General features: G+C 70.2%; 11 protein-coding genes and 1 tRNA gene. 5 read left to right on the forward strand and 7 right to left on the reverse strand.

The window, feature by feature from the left end; genetic code table 11:
• The first annotated feature begins 49 nt into the window (after window positions 1-49).
• A tRNA-Met gene (locus H7F53_RS10935) sits at window positions 50-126 on the forward strand.
• Window positions 127-161: 35 nt separating this feature from the next.
• On the opposite strand, the gene H7F53_RS10940 is transcribed toward H7F53_RS10935, so the two are convergent.
• Genes H7F53_RS10940 through H7F53_RS10955 form a run of 4 tightly spaced genes read right to left on the reverse strand, consistent with a single transcriptional unit; the run spans window position 162 to window position 3,427 of the window.
• Window positions 162-860, reverse strand: a complete 699-nt coding sequence (locus H7F53_RS10940; RefSeq protein WP_185679527.1) for a TorF family putative porin — start codon at window positions 858-860, stop codon at window positions 162-164.
• Window positions 861-870: 10 nt separating this feature from the next.
• Window positions 871-2,160 carry a S8 family serine peptidase gene (locus tag H7F53_RS17915; protein WP_185679528.1) on the reverse strand — a complete coding sequence of 430 codons (1,290 nt, stop codon included), beginning with the start codon at window positions 2,158-2,160 and terminating at the stop codon, window positions 871-873.
• Window positions 2,161-2,189: 29 nt separating this feature from the next.
• Window positions 2,190-2,891 (reverse strand): anti-sigma factor family protein, encoded by a 702-nt coding sequence (locus tag H7F53_RS10950; protein WP_185679529.1) that lies wholly within the window; start codon window positions 2,889-2,891, stop codon window positions 2,190-2,192.
• The gene (locus H7F53_RS10955; protein WP_185679530.1) at window positions 2,888-3,427 is read right to left on the reverse strand and encodes an RNA polymerase sigma factor; all 540 of its coding nucleotides are present in this window, start codon (window positions 3,425-3,427) and stop codon (window positions 2,888-2,890) included. The genes H7F53_RS10950 and H7F53_RS10955 overlap by 4 nt, the downstream gene beginning before the upstream one ends.
• A 157-nt stretch (window positions 3,428-3,584) precedes the next feature.
• Here H7F53_RS10955 and H7F53_RS10960 point away from each other — a divergent pair, with 157 nt between their 5' ends.
• On the forward strand, window positions 3,585-4,751 hold the full coding sequence (locus H7F53_RS10960; protein ID WP_246438840.1) for a class I SAM-dependent methyltransferase: 1,167 nt from the start codon (window positions 3,585-3,587) through the stop codon (window positions 4,749-4,751).
• Between the two features lie 16 nt (window positions 4,752-4,767).
• Here H7F53_RS10960 and H7F53_RS10965 read toward each other — a convergent pair whose 3' ends face one another.
• Genes H7F53_RS10965 through H7F53_RS10975 form a run of 3 tightly spaced genes read right to left on the reverse strand, consistent with a single transcriptional unit; the run spans window position 4,768 to window position 10,756 of the window.
• Entirely contained in the window at window positions 4,768-6,894 is a 2,127-nt protein-coding gene (locus tag H7F53_RS10965) for an ATP-binding cassette domain-containing protein (RefSeq protein ID WP_185679532.1), read from the reverse strand.
• A complete protein-coding gene (locus tag H7F53_RS17825) occupies window positions 6,895-9,597 on the reverse strand; it encodes a cysteine peptidase family C39 domain-containing protein (RefSeq protein ID WP_185679533.1) in 2,703 nt (900 codons plus the stop codon).
• A 10-nt stretch (window positions 9,598-9,607) separates the two neighbouring features.
• A complete protein-coding gene (locus tag H7F53_RS10975) occupies window positions 9,608-10,756 on the reverse strand; it encodes an HlyD family secretion protein (RefSeq protein ID WP_185679534.1) in 1,149 nt (382 codons plus the stop codon).
• Between the two features lie 142 nt (window positions 10,757-10,898).
• Between H7F53_RS10975 and H7F53_RS10980 the strand changes: the two genes are divergently transcribed.
• From H7F53_RS10980 to H7F53_RS10990, 3 genes are all read left to right on the forward strand, one after another.
• Window positions 10,899-12,755 (forward strand): hypothetical protein, encoded by a 1,857-nt coding sequence (locus H7F53_RS10980; RefSeq protein ID WP_185679535.1) that lies wholly within the window; start codon window positions 10,899-10,901, stop codon window positions 12,753-12,755.
• A gap of 18 nt (window positions 12,756-12,773) precedes the next feature.
• On the forward strand, window positions 12,774-12,929 hold the full coding sequence (locus H7F53_RS10985; protein ID WP_185679536.1) for a hypothetical protein: 156 nt from the start codon (window positions 12,774-12,776) through the stop codon (window positions 12,927-12,929).
• 118 nt (window positions 12,930-13,047) lie between these two features.
• Window positions 13,048-14,394: an efflux transporter outer membrane subunit gene (locus H7F53_RS10990; protein WP_185679537.1), complete on the forward strand. Its 1,347-nt coding sequence runs from the start codon at window positions 13,048-13,050 to the stop codon at window positions 14,392-14,394.
• The last annotated feature ends 91 nt before the right edge of the window (window positions 14,395-14,485 follow it).

Genomic DNA, 14,485 nt, shown 5'->3' on the forward strand with positions numbered 1-14,485 from the left:
CACAACCACGCCGGAACTTCGGGCTGAACCAATCAGCCCCCTTTGGTGACGCGGGGTGGAGCAGCCCGGTAGCTCGTCAGGCTCATAACCTGAAGGTCGCAGGTTCAAATCCTGCCCCCGCAACCAAGCATTCAAACATCGCCCGTCAACACGCCCTCCCGTTAGAAGGCGACCATCACTGCCGCATAGGCCCTGATCCGGCCGCTCTCGCTGTAGACCGGGTAGTTGGTCGCGCTCACCCCCGTGGAGACCAGCAGCCGTTCCACCGGGCGGCTGACCTGCAGGCGCCAGTCCTGGAACCGGTCCAGCTTGCGGCTGCCGTCAGGTTGCAAGGCGGGGATCAGCGAGAGCCCGCCATGACCCTCGAGGCTCCACGGCCCTAGGGACAGGAGCCGCGCATTGAGGTCGACATAATAGGTGGGCGGGCCGCTGCGCAGGTAGTCGGGCGAGACATAGAGCCGCGCGCGCAGCCGGCGGTGGACGATCCCCACATAGCCTTCGAAAAAGCCGCGCCGGTAGTCCTCATCGATCACCCGCTCGTAGCTGCGGTGGATCGCGCCGATCTCGATCGAGGTCTCGCCGATCCGCCGGGCAAAGCCGGCATACTGTTCGGCGGTGCTCACCCGCGCCGCATCGCCGTTGACCGCAACGCTGGCGCTGGCCCCCAGATAGAAGCCCTCGGGGCTGTCCAGGTTGAGCCCCAGCGAGACGGTCGGTCCATCGCGGCTGACGCTTTCGCCGCGAAACATCTGGTTCGACGCGAGCGACAGCGTGCCGGCCAACTGGGCGCTGGCGGGGGTGGGGCAAGCATTGACGGCGATCAGCATCCCAGCCAGCACCACGCGGCGCCAGCGGTTCAAGCTCTGGCGGCTAGGGCCGCTGGGTGCAATCGCCCCGTTCAAGCGGTGACAACCTGGCGATCGCGGCGCAGGCATCGATCGTGCCGCGCGGTCCGAGCCAAGCCGCGGCCGGAACGTGATGTGCCTGCCCGCCGGCGAGTTCGCGGAGCAGGGCAGCCAGCCCCGACACATGCGCGGCGGCGAACGAACTGCCGCTGACCAATTCCCATTTGCCCCCCGGCTCCGTTGTCGGAACGTCCTGACCCGGCGCTATGTAGACAGATGGGCTTCCGGCCGGCAAGCCTCCGTCCGCCACCGGGATCACGCCGGCGACGAATGCCGGGAAACTCGCGGCGGGTCGCGACGCATCGACCGCGGCCACGATGGTGATCCCGCGGCGCAGGCCCAGTTCGATCAGCGACTGGAGCAGGCGGTCGGGCGGCCCGGTCAGGCTGAGGTTGATGACGTCAGCATGATTTTCCAGCGCATAGGTGAGGGCCTTGGCCAGGCTGAGCGAATCGCACACGGTGGCGCCGCCCCAGGGCCGCTCCCAGCAGGCGCGCAGCCCCAGCACCCGGGCGCCCGGGGCGATGCCGGCGATGCCCATCGCATTATTCGGGCGGGCGGCGATGATCCCGGCCACGCCCGTGCCGTGGCGCTCGGCCTGATGCTGCTCGCCGGTGGCAAAATCGGGCGAGGCGGCGATCTTGCCAACCAGATCGGGATGGCCGGTATCGATCCGGCTGTCGACGATCGCGATGGTCACGCCCTTGCCGGTCGCGATGCGGTGCATGCTGGCCAGTCGCCAGCGACCCGCCACCGGTTGCGCGGAGAACAGCCGATCGTTGTAACCTGCAGCCGGGCGGGCGTTCGGCGCGGTTCGGCCCTGCATCGAATATTCGTTGAGCGGCTGTGACCAGGCGACGCCGGGCAAGCCGGATATCTCGCGCGCCACGGCCTCGACCGACCGCGTATCGTTGATCGCCATGATCACGCAGTCCACGCCGATCAGCTGCATAGGCCAGCTTTCCAGCACGGTCAGCCCATGTTCGCGGGCGATCTTGCGTGCTGTGCGCAGCCGCGCCTGCTCGCCCATCACATCTCCATAGGGGCCTGAATAGTCGCCGCCGGCGCGCAGGTGGTCGGGGCCGATGTCGAGCATAACCATCACCCGCCGCCTGGTGGCCGGGGCCGGCGCTGGCGCGCGCAGGGTCGAGTCGGTGGCGGCCGATGGTCCGGCCGCAGGCATATCGGCTCGCGCAGCGCCGGGAAGAACCAGCGAGACGGCCAGCACCAGACAGAGCGTCAAGGCAATTGCCACGTCCCCGCGCGGCAGCAACCGGACCCGGGTCATGGCGTGGCCCCATCCAGCGGCTCGGCCATGGTAACCCGGCGGTCGCGGCGCAGCGCATCAAGCACGGCGTCGCGTCGGCCCGGTGCAATGCTCGCCTTCCACGCGCCGGCGCCGTTGGGCGGCCCCACCAGCCGCGCTCCGGCCGTAGCCGCAAGCTGCTGCACTGCGGCGGAATCGGTGCCGTTCGCGAACACGATCACGGCATTGACCACCGGCGCGGCGGACTGCGCCGCGCGCGGGGCATTGCTCAGTGTACGATAGGCCGCCGCTGGCTCGGCCTGATGCTCGCCCGGGGTCAGCCACAGCGCGGCCCCCAGGCCGACGCCGCCGATGACCAGTACTTGCGCGGCGATCCGCCAAAGCGCCGGTCCCGACCACTGCCGCTGCGCTGCAGCCGGGGTGGCCGAAAGGCTGCGCTCGCGGCGGGCCACGGCCAGATCGACGACCTCTGTGGTTGGCGTGCTCGGGGCCAGGCCCAGCCGCTGCAACAGCTCGGCCGGCACATCTTCTTCCGGCACGGCTGCGCGAACCAGTGCATCGATCCGCTGCATTCGTTCGGCACGGCCGGCGAGGGACTCGTCGGTCGAGATCAGGGCGCTCATGCTGTCCGCTCCTTCCTTGTCGAGTTCACCGTCCAGCCAGGCAGACAGGCGCGCCTGCTGCGCATCCTGATCCGTGGGTCGTTCCTTGCCGTTCATGCGGCCACCATCCTTTCCGGCCCGCGCCGGACATAGACTTCCACAAACTGTCGGGCCCGCGCCAGCCGGCTCATTACGGTACCGATCGGCACGGCCAGCAGCTCCGCGGCATCCCGATAGCTGTGCCCGTCCAGTACCACGGCCGTCATCACGTTCCTCAGGTCCGGCGGCATCGCGGTGAGGGCCGCGCGCACCGCTTCCAGTTCGGAGCGAAATTCCAGCCGCTCCAGTTCGTTCTCACCGGGAAGCTCAAAGGCTTCCTCCAGCTCGACCGCGATCCCGCGCGCCCGCTGGCTGCGGATCTGGTCGATGTGGAGGTTCGTGGTCAGCTTGAAGATCCAGTTTTCCAGGCTGGTGCCCGGTTGCCACTGGTCCAGCCGCGACAGGGCCCGCTCAACCGCCGCCTGCAGCAGGTCGTCCCCGCGATCGCCGTCGCCCCCCGCCAGGCCGCGGCAGAAGCGCCGCAGCCTGGGCAGGAAAGCGACGATGCGGCCGCGCAGCTCGTCCTTAGCAGGTTCGGTTACGGGTCCGGTCATCAAACCTCCATTGCCACCAACGGATCGCAAACGGAATTATTCTCAGGTTGTTCAAAAGTCGGGCTGGGTTGGTAACGAAGGCCGGTGCGGGAGAATAATCGGCACACAGGATCGTTGTAGACAGGCGCAAACCAGTTCCGGAACCTGAGTGACTCTTATGCCCGCCGTCGCCCGGCTGACCGCTTCACCCAACTTCTCCCTGTGCCAAGCGGCCAACGGCAGCGCCTATGTGGTGGGCGAGGTTGAGCCCTACCCGCAGTACTGGCTGTGCGAACGCGAGCGCCTGCTGTTCGCCCTGTTCGGCCGCAAAGGCGGCGTGCCGGTGGAAGAGGCGATGAAGGCGCTGCTGGCCCTGCGCCCCGCGGCCGATCCGTTGGGTGAGCAGAAGCGGATCGATCGCGCGATTGCGGGGATGGTGGCGGCCGGGGTGTTGATCGCGCCGGCCGGAGAGTTGTCACGCTATGGCAAGGCGATGGCACGCGACTATCTCGTACACCGGCCCTTTCCGACAGGGTTGGTCGGGCACCTGCGCCGGGCGGGCGGAATTGGCGGCCAGAGCCGCGTGCTCGATCTCGCCTCGGGGCCGGGCAGCCTGGCCCTGGCGCTGGCCGAGCATACGCCGCACGTGAGCGTGATGGAGCTGTCGCGCGGCTTTGTTGCCGCCGCCCGCGCCGAGGCGAAGCGGCGCGGGCTGGCACTCGGCGCGATCAATGAAAGCTGCAACCGGCTGGTCCAGCTGGATGCCAGCTTCGATGTGATCACCGTATCGCAGGCGCTGCACTGGCTGGACGATGTCGCGGTGTGCAAGGGGGTGTGCCGCACACTGGCCGCTGCGGGCAGCTTCTTCGTGATTCACGCCGCGATGGACCTGCCCGAAAGCCACCCCCTGGCGCATATCCTGGGCAACCGCACGCCGCTGGGCGACAAGCTAGCCGTGCCCTTTGCCGAACAGGTGCGGCCGCTCTTCCGGCGGCTGGCTCTGCTGTTCGGCGCGCTTGATGCGCCCGATGTGGAGCGCCACGATCCCGCCCATGCGCGCGCGGGCAGCACGCCCATCGCCGGGGCCGGGATCAGCCTCTTCCGGCAAGAGCGGCCGATGGGGGAGGGGTTCGCCCGGGCCTTCCTTTCAGATCGCCACATCGCCGTGCTGGGGCAGACTGCGGATGCGGTCCAACGCGATATTGCGGAGCGCTGCTCCGTCGCTACGCCTGACCAGCTCATGGGCGCGATGGACTGGGCCGTGCTGCATTTCAGGCGTGGTGCGGCCGATTTCGACTGGGCCGCCTGGTCCCCGCCCGAGCCCGAAGCGATTGCCTATCCCTGACGCCGCCGCGAGCCCATCAGGGGTGGGCTATCACCACCAGCGTTTCCGCCCGCTTCAGGGCCGTATCGAGGCAGCGGTCCATCGTGGCCGGGTCGAGTGAGGCAAAGCTTTCGTCCAGGATCGTCACCGCTGCCCGTTGCAGCAGGGCGCGGGCCAGGAATACCCGGCTGCGCTCGCCGTGGGACAGCTGCCAGCCCGTCTCGCCGACCCGCTGGTGCAGCCCGCCCGGCATGCGGCGCAGCAGGTCGCCCAGGCCAAGTTCTTCACAGACCTCGTGGGCCTCGGCCAGATCGGCTTCGCTTGGCGGCCACTGCCTGCCCATCAGCAGGTTGAAAGCCAGCGTGCCCGACAGGATGTGATTTTCGTGGAACTGGGGTGCAGCGGTGATGCGGGCATGCCAGCTGTCGCCCAGCGTGGGCGGATCGAGCCCGTCGAGCAGCAGCAGCCCTTGCTGCGCGGGTCGTAGGCCCGTTAGCACATTGGCCAGTGTCGATTTCCCTCCGCCCGAAGGGCCTTCGATCAGGATCCGGTCGCCCGCGGCAATGGCCAGGTCCACGCCCTGCAACACCGGCGTGCTCGCGCCCTCGTGGCGATAGCGCAGGCCGCGCACTTCGAGCACGGGGCCCTGAACGGCAGACTTCGGGGCGCGTGGATCGACCGGCAGACCGGGGCGTTCGGGCCGAAGCCCGGCGCGGAAAATCGTGGCGACCTCACGCCAGGCGAAGCGCGCGCGAGACAGGTTGGACAGGCCCCCGCCGATCCCGCCGAGCGCGCGCTGGGCCAGCATCAGGCCGCCCAGACTGATAGCCAGGGCACTTGCACCGGGCGGGGCGGCACCGGCCAACGCCGGCGCCAGCGCGGCCAGCCCCAGCAGGTTCCAGGCGAGGCCTAGACCCGATCCGAACTGCAGTGTGGCACTGTCCATCTGCTGCGCAGTGCCGAAGTAGCTGGCTTGCAGGGCATCCTCGGTGGCGTCGCGCCGCGGCGGACGCTCCTGCGCCAGCCGGGTGCGGTGGCCGATCATCGCCTCGACCAGATAGTCCGTTAGGCCCAGCCGCTGCCTCGTCCAGGCCATGATGCGGCGATGAAAGTGCAGGCCAAGCAGGATCGTCAGCGCGGCGAACAGGGCCAGCAGCGCGGTGTGCAGCACCGGCGCTGCACCGAGCCGCAGGACCCAAGCGGCAAAGCCAAGTTCGATCATTCCCACTAGCACGCCGAAGGTGCCGGCCAGCGCCATGCCCTCCAGCGCCTGGGCCTCCATCACCTGCCCGATCATCGCGCCTACGCCGCGCCGCTTCACCGCGTCGGGCGGCAGGGCCAGCGCGCCGGCCAGCAGGCGCGCCTTGAGCAGCCGGCCGAAATCGAGCGCGAACAAGGATTCCACCCAGCCCGCCAGCAGCCGGCCGGGCAGCATGGTGAAGGCCAGCAGCGCCCAGGCCGCCAGCCAACCCCAGTCGAGCCTGCCGTTGATCGTCGCCCCGCCGATCAGCTGCCAGCTCCACAGCTCGGCCCCGTAGAGCAGCACGAACAGGCCGACGATCTGGGAGAGCCGGAGGTGGAGACCCGCCTGCCGGGCCTGCCGGGTAAATGCGGCTCCTGGCGGAAGGCGCAGGAGGGTAAGCCCGCCCACGGGTTCACCGCCGATCCGCTCGCAGACCATGGCCGTACTCACCCGCGCCCGGCGCGTCGGGGTGATCCCGGCGGCGTCGAGCACCCGCACGATCTCGGGCTGGAGCGGTTCGACCAGCTCGCGGATCAGCAGGGCCTCGACGGTTTCGCAGCGGATCCGCAGGCGTTGGCCGGGTGGGGTCAGGAACAACGGCTGGCCGCCGCGTTGGCCGGTCAGGGCCAGAAAGCCGCGCTCACAGCCGCGATCCAGGCGGACGATGGCCGGGGCGCCGTGGAGCATAAAGGCGCGCAGTTCGCGCACCGGGGTCTGGACGGGCACGGCCTCCAGGTCACACCGTGCCGCGGCCCAGTGAAGCCAGTCGTTCAGCAGCTCGTCCGCGGGCGGATTGTCGCCGGCTGCACTGTCGACCGGTGTCGCCGGGGCCAGCCCATGCGCGCCGGCCAGCGCTTCCAGCGCCTCGGCCAAAGCGGTCAGCGGCCACCAGGCAGCATCGAGGAAAGCCTCGCCAGGCATTCAGGACGCCGAGCCCTGCTCGGTCACGGTTCCGCCCGATACTTGCCAGCGCCGCCAATCATGGCCTGACCAGCGATCGTGCCGGATGCGAAGTTCGCTCTCCAGCAGCGCCCGGTAGCGGGTCTGGCCGCGAGCGAGGTCAGCCGGGCAGCCATCCTCGGCGATACGGCCGTCCTCGATCACCAGAACGCGCGGAAAGTCCAGCGTCTCGGCGATGTCGTGCGACACACAGAGCAGGGTCGTCTGGCCCCACCAGCTGCGCGCCGATGCGAGAAGGTGGCGGCGCTGCTCCCGATCCAGCCCGCGGAACGGCTCGTCCAGCAGGGCCAGCCGCGAGGAGCGCGAGAGCAGCGCCCGGCCCAGCCGAACCCGCTGGCCCTCACCGCCCGATAACAGCGCGCCGCCCTCGCCCAATGGGCTCTGCAGCCCCTGCGGCAGGCGGGTCGAGACGCCCATCAGACCCGAGGCCTCGACCAGCTCGCGGACCCGCGAGAGGTCCTGCCCGTCCACCGCATAGGTCAGATTGTCGAGCAGGGTGCGGTTCCACACCTGCACCTGCGGATCGACCCAGGCCGTTTCCAGCCGCAGCGCGGCGAGCCGCTCGGCGCCGAGCGGCAGGCCATCGACCAGCAGCTCGCCGGAGGCCAGCTGGTGCCAGCCGAGCAGCAGACCAAGCAAGGATGACTTGCCTGCGCCCGAGCGGCCAACGATTGCGACATGCTCGCCCGGCGCGATGGTGAGGGTGACATCGCGCAGGATGGCATGGCCGCCGGCCACAACCTGCCCCCCGGTGATCGCGATGCGGGCCGGTCCTGTCGCGGCAGGCGCGGCCGCTTGCCGCGCGGCGGCCGCGTCCTCGTCGGGCGCGTCGAGCGGTTCGAGCTGCCGCAGCAGCGCATTGCGCATCGCCGGATAGCTGCGCGCCAGACCGGCGAGCCGCTGGGCCGCGCCGGGCAGGCGCAGCACCCAGAACACGAGCAGCAGGTCGGTGCCGCGGATGCCGCCTCTATCGGCAAAGTGCGAGGTCAACAGGGCCGCTGCGAGGCCCAACGTCAACAGCGCCTGCACGCCCTCGCTCACTACCGACCAGCGCGCCAGTCCGCGTGCGGCGCCGGCCCATTCGACCAGCAGGCTCTCGTGCTGGCGCGCGATCGCGCGCTGGGCGCGGTGCGCGCGGATCGGGGCCAGGCCGAGCAGGGCATCAAGGAAGAACCCGTGCAGCGCGCCGCCGTGATTGCGCACGGCCAGATCGCGCTCGTTGAGCAGCGGCTGGACCAGCAGCGGCACGGCGCCCGCAACGATCGACAGCGCCAGCGCCCAGCCGAGGCTGGCCGGGGCAATCCAGGCGAGCGCGAGCAGGGTGAAGGCCAGATCGCTCACCGCCTGCGCGGCCTGCACCACCAGCGCGGGCAGGCCGCGCACCAGATGGATCGCGTGGCTGCGGTCAGCCATGTCGGTAATCGGTCGGCTCTGGAAATAGCGGTCGCGCAGGCGCGGCAGCTTGGCCAGGATCGCACCGCGCAGCCGCGCTTCCAGCCGCCGGCCCTGACCGATCGCCATGGCTGCGAGCCCCAGGTCGAGCAGCCCAGTCATCAGCGCCAGCAGCAGGATCGCGACCAGCGCCGCGACTCGCTGGAGCGGGAGTTGGAGCTGCTGCGCCACCTCGATCAGGCCGCGGAACACAAGCGCCTGGCCCAGCACCGCCAGCCCCTGACCCAGCACAGCCAGCACCGGCAGGGCAGGGCGGAAGGCCGGATCGGCGCGGAGCATGGCCCAGACCCGCGCCATCGGCCGTACTGTTGGCTCGGTCAGTGCCGCGGCGAGTTCGGGAGGAAGCACGGCCTGTGCGGCATCAGCCGCGGCCGCATCGTGCCCGGCGGTCTTGAGCATCACCCCGCCGCGGATGACCAGCATCTCGCAGGTGGGATCGGTGTTGGTGATATCCGGCAGGGCCGACCAGTATTCGGGCGGGATGATCGCGAAGATGTGGTGCCCGCTGGCTGTGGTGTCGCGGAACAGCGCGCGCAGCACCCGCGCGGCCTCGGTGCCGCGCGCCAGCCCGTCGGCGGCGACCAGCGCGCGGCACAGTCGCACCGCCGCATCGAGCGCGCCGCAGCCAAACCAGCCCGGGTCCGCAGTCGCCTCGGCCAGCAGCGCCGCAGCCGCTGTCTCGTCCAGCCCCAGCGCGGCCATCCGCGCGGCCATCGGACCGCGGAAATCCTCGCTGTCGCACCAGTCGCGCCAGTCGGGCGCCAGCACCGACTGGCGGTGGGTGAACACGCTCTCCTCGAACTCGCGCTGCGACACCCAGCGCCGGCCGACAGCGGGGTCCATGATCTGTAGCCAATTGCCATGGCGCGCCCAGACCACCACAAAATGGGTGGCCGTGTCGGCATGATTAACCACCACCACAGCCGGGAAGCGTGGGGCGTCGTCCAGACAGATGAAGTCGCTAGGCACCAGCACCTGCTCGGCGCGGATGCCGAGTTGGCGGGCCACGGCCTCGATCGCGTCGATCGAGGTGCCGTCCACATTGGTCTGGCAGGCCTCGCGCAGCCGACCGTAGCTGACGCGCACCCCGTGCCCCTCGAGCAGGCATTTGAGCGCGGCCGGGCCGCAATCCATCGAGGATGTCTGCACCACCTCGGGGGCGAAGAGCCTGCGCCCCTCGGCCCTGCGCAGCGCCGCCGGCCGCCAGGTCATCCCTGCTGTCTCATGCCAGCGCCTGCCCCAGCGTGCGCAGCACCAGCGCAGCGGGCGAGACCGTCTCGACCAGCACATCGACCTGGCCTTCCATCCCGTGCCGCAGGGGCAGTTCGCCCAGGCCGGCCGGCGGCAACCGCAGTTCGACGCGGAGCAGATCGCCGTTGGGCTCGGCGCCGACCCGCTCGACCCGTGCCGGGAAGTCGCCGAATTCGGTCCAGGCAAAGCCAGTCAGCCGCAGTCGCGCGGGTTGCCCCTCGGTCAGGCGTCCAAGTCCACGGGCGGCGTTGAACTCGGCGACGATCCGCAGCGCGCCGCCGGGCACGATCGTGGCAAGCCGGGTGCCGGCCCCGAGTACGTCGCCCAATCGCAGCGCTGATACATCGCCGATCACCCCGTCGACCGGGGCCCGAATGCGGCGGGCGTCGAGCTCGCGGCGTAGCTGCTCGACCATGGCCGAGGCGGCGTTCCACTCGCTGGTCAGTGCGGCGAGCTGAGCCTCGGCATCGGCCGCGGCGGCGGCACGGCCCGCGGCGGTGCCATGCACCTCGCCGGCCACGCGCGTTTCGGCCATCACCGAGGCTTCGCGTGCTGCGGCCGCCTTGCTCGCCTCCATACTGGAGCGCGCGGCGTCGATGGGGGAGACTCCGCCCGCCGCTGCATCGCGGTCGAGGCGCCGGGCCAGATCGCCGGTGAAAGCCGCATCGGCCTGCGCCGCGCGGCTCTGCGCGCGGGCCATGGCCACCGCTGCCGCGGCCGAGCGGGCGGCATAGCCCTGCGCTGCCTGGCTGGTGGACAGCACCTGTTTCACCGCCGCGATCCGCGCCGGATAGCCGGCCAGCCGCGCCTCGGCCTCGGCGAGCCGGAGCTTCTGCGGTTCAGCATCCAGTTCGGCCAGCACCTCACCGGCACGGACCCGGCGGCCGATGTAGAGCCCGGAAGCCACCAGCCGTCCGCCATGTTCGGCCGCCAGGGTGCGCGATGCGGCGGTCACCTCGATCCGCGCCTGACGGGATACTTCGTAGAGATTGATCCGGCCGAGGAAAAACCAGCCGGCCCAGGCGAGGAAGAGGGCCATGGCCGCCAGCAGGAGCACCCGGGCACCCCGGCCGCGCTCAGTCTCCAGCGCGCGCGCGGTCCGCGAAAACGATACTGCCATGAGTGTCCCCGAATTGATCGCGCGGAGGTGTCAACGGAGCCGGGGCGCCGTTTATTCCGCGGTTATTTTATTTTTGCGCTGCCGGAATAAGCCCGCGTCGGTGGCCGTTGTGGCCTGCATTGGATTGCAGGAGATGCCGGCGGTGACGGTGGTGACGCGGATCGAGGCAGAGACGGAGGGGCAGGATATCCTGTCGCTGTCTCCGCGCGCCGTGCTCGTGCTGCCGCAGGCCCGCGCCGCGCTGCTCCAGCACACCCACGATGCCGGGGGGGCACCGCTGCTCACCCTGTTCATCCGCGATCAGGAAATCAGCTGGGACGATCCTCGCCACTTCGCGCTGGCCGAGGCATTGACCGCCGGCCTGCCGCTCGCCGCGGGCGAACTGGCGACGCGGAGCGGGCTCGACTGGGCTGAGGCCAGGCCGATGCTGGCCGATCTGCTCCAGGCCGGCATTCTGGTCCGCGCCGACGCCTGCCCGGTCGCCGCCGAGCGGCACCACAACCAGCCGATGCCCTCGCCGCTGCCGCCGGCCCCGCTGGACCGGGCGCGCAGCTGGATGGACGCGGAATCGCTGATGCGCGAGCTGACAGGCTCGGAGATCGATCTCGCCTGGCTGGAAACGGTCGTCCCGGTGTTCCGCACCGCTCACCTGTTTCTCGATCGTGACGGGCGCCATGTGGGCGAGGCCAATGCCTTTCCCGCCGCGGCGCGCACCGAGGTGCCCACCGAATGGCGCGGTTGCCCCTATCCGGGCAACCGCTACCAGCCCGACAAGCCGATGAACATGACCGCGCTGAAGGCGATGCGCGCGCAATGGCGGCAGATGATGGGGCTGCTCGGCCCGATCCGCGAAGCCTACCTCCGACGCTTCCCCGAAGCGCGGCAGGGCTGGACCGTCGCCCATGTCGAGCGGCTGACCGTCTGCGTGCTGGCGCTGCCCAGCTATCTGATGCTGCGCTTCGACCGGCCGACCGCCAACGGCGATCTCCATCCGGCGCTATCCAATCTGTTCCGGGTGACCGACGGGCTGCGCATGACCATGCACCATATGCTGTTCGTGCCGCTGTTCGAACCGATGCACGCGCCCGATGCCCCGGTCACGCCCGAGCACATCCTGGCCTATGCCGAGCGCAATTTCCTGTTCCATTCGGAACACGGGGTCTGCGCGGGTCCGCGCTTCATGATCGAGGATTTCCTCGCCGTGCTGCTGGACGGCGCCGCGCCGCGCAGCGGGTTCGACGCCATGATCGATCCCGAGCTGGCCGCCGCGCTGGATCTGCTGGAGCCAGCGCTCGACTATGGCCTGCTGGGCTTGCAGACCTTCGGCACGGTCTTCACGCTGTGGCCGGCCATGGCGCGCTGCTATGCCCGTCTGCATGAAGTTCTGGCCGGGGGCACCCGGCCGGTTGCCGCGGCGATGGCCGAGCGGTTCGTCGGACACTTTGACGCGCTTAGCCACCGCTCCTTTTTGGCCAGCGAAGACTGGCGGACGCACCGTGAGGCGGTTTACGATGACATGTTCGCCGCCTGCGCTCGCGGCGTGGCGGGTGACTGGCCCGAGCTTCCCCTGTCCCTGCAGATCGGCGGTGCCGGGGCGATCGACCCGGCGGCCCAGCTGGCGCTGGCCGCGGCCGCGGCAGAGCACTTCGGAGCAGACAGCGGCGCGCTGGCGGCGGAGTTCGCTGGCATCGTCGGCGATTTCCTGGGCCGGGCGCAGCGTATCCTCGGGCTGGCGGAAACGATCCAGACCCGGCTTGGCCGCTTGCTCCATCGTCCCGCGCCGGGAAGGGCGCTGAGCCTGCAGGACCTCAATCGCTATCACGTGCTGATGGGCGCCGACCAACGCTCGGTCCCCTTCCTGCCCGACGAACTCCACCAGCTGCTCGGCCTGACCATCGCGGTCGACGCCCGCAGCATCCGGATCGCTCGGAAGCCTGCTTCCGCTCTCCCCCATTCGCCGACCCCTGTTTCGGCGGATATCCGTGCCCAGGCACGTTAACGACAGAAGGAATGCCTCATGAAGATCAAGACCAACCTGCGCGCCGGTTCGGGCTCCAGCAGCACCTCGGTGGACAGCAGCACGAGCACCGTCGACGTTTCGGGCCAGAAGCAGAACCAGAACGGCAAGACCAAGACGACCGTCGTCTACTACTCGCGCTGCGCGGGTCTCTGATCCTGTCGGAAGGGCGGCCGGTCTGGTTCGTTCCGGTCGGCCGACCTTTCACAGCATGCTGGCACGGACCGCTCACCCGGCAAGGTACTTGGGGCTGGCAATCGCCGGTCTCTTGTCCGTGTCAGCAGCCAGTCCCGTTCTTGCCACGAGTGCCGGTCCGGCGCCGGTTGCCGATGCGGGGCAGGCCCTGCCTGCACCATCTGCTCCCGTCGACCGGATCCTGCCCGCGGCGGGAACGGGCTGGTGGTCGATCTACGGGGATCCCGGGCTCGATGCCGTTATGGCGCGGCTGCACACCGCCAATCCGACCATCGCCCAGGCCGCCGCGCGGCTGGCCATGGCCCGGGCCGATGCCCGGATGACCGCCGCCGCCGGCCGGCCCACGCTGGGACTCGATGCCTCGGCCGCCCATGCCTCCGGCCCGCTGGTCAATGCAGCCGGCCAGAGCGGCGATCTCTTCACCGCCCGGGCCATGGCTTCGTGGGAGCTTGACCTTCTCGGCCGGCTGTCGGACGAGAGGAAGGCCGCGCGGCAAGATGTCCGCGCCGCCGAGGCCGCGCTGGCCGATGCCACCCTGCTGATCGAAGCCGCGGCCGCCCGCGCGTGGTTTGCCCGCAAGAGCGCGGCCCTGGCGGCCGAGGATGCCGGGCAGGCGGCGCGCGCGCGGCAGGATGTGGCCCACATTGCCGAGCAGCGGCAAGGCCTCGGCCTGATTGGCCTGACCGAGGTCGAGGCCGCGCGCCAGCAATGGCAACAGGCCGCAGCGCGGACCCGGGCGCTCCAATTCGCCCGCGACAATGCCACCCGCCAGCTTGTCTTCCTGCTCGGCAGCGAAACAGCAGATCCGGCATGGTCTGCCGACACCGCGGGCTTACCCGAAATGCCGCCTATTCCTGCCGGCCTGCCGGCCGATCTGCTGGACCGGCGGCCCGACCTGCGCGCGGCACAGGCGCGGGTGGCGGCAGCCGACGCCCGGCTGTCGGCCGTGCACAAGGGCTGGCTGCCGCCAATCGCGCTTACCGCCGTACAGGGCCAGGCCTCGACCAGCCTGGGCCAGCTGTTCGCCTCGGCAAGCGGTGTGCTCGGGCTTGGCGCGGTACTGGCCCTGCCAATCTTCGACGGCGGGCGCCAGCGGGCCCGCGTAGGTCATGGCAAGGCGGAAAAAGGCCTTGTGGAGGCTGAATACCGTGAGCGTGTCGCCGGGGCCCTGCGCGACGTCTATGACGATCTCCAGGCCGCGCAGATGTGGCGCGCGGAGCTGGTGGACGCCCGCCAGCGGGCCGGGGCAGGCGCTACCCTGCTGGCCGCAGCAGAAGTCCGGGCGGCGAATGGAACGATCGCTTATGTGCAACTGCTCGACGCCCGGGCGGTGGCGTTCGATCGGCGGATCGCGGCCAGCCTGATTCAAGGCGAGAGCCTGATCCGGCTGGTCACGCTTCAGGCCGCGATTGGTGGCGGCTGGTAGCGACCCGCAGACGGTCTGTTGTATTCGTTCCGGCTCGATGTGCTCGCCCGGCGAGCAAGGCGTGGCGCTGGCCCAGCTTACGAGAAGGGAC

This window comes from Novosphingobium piscinae (assembly GCF_014230355.1).
Lineage (GTDB): Bacteria > Pseudomonadota > Alphaproteobacteria > Sphingomonadales > Sphingomonadaceae > Novosphingobium > Novosphingobium piscinae.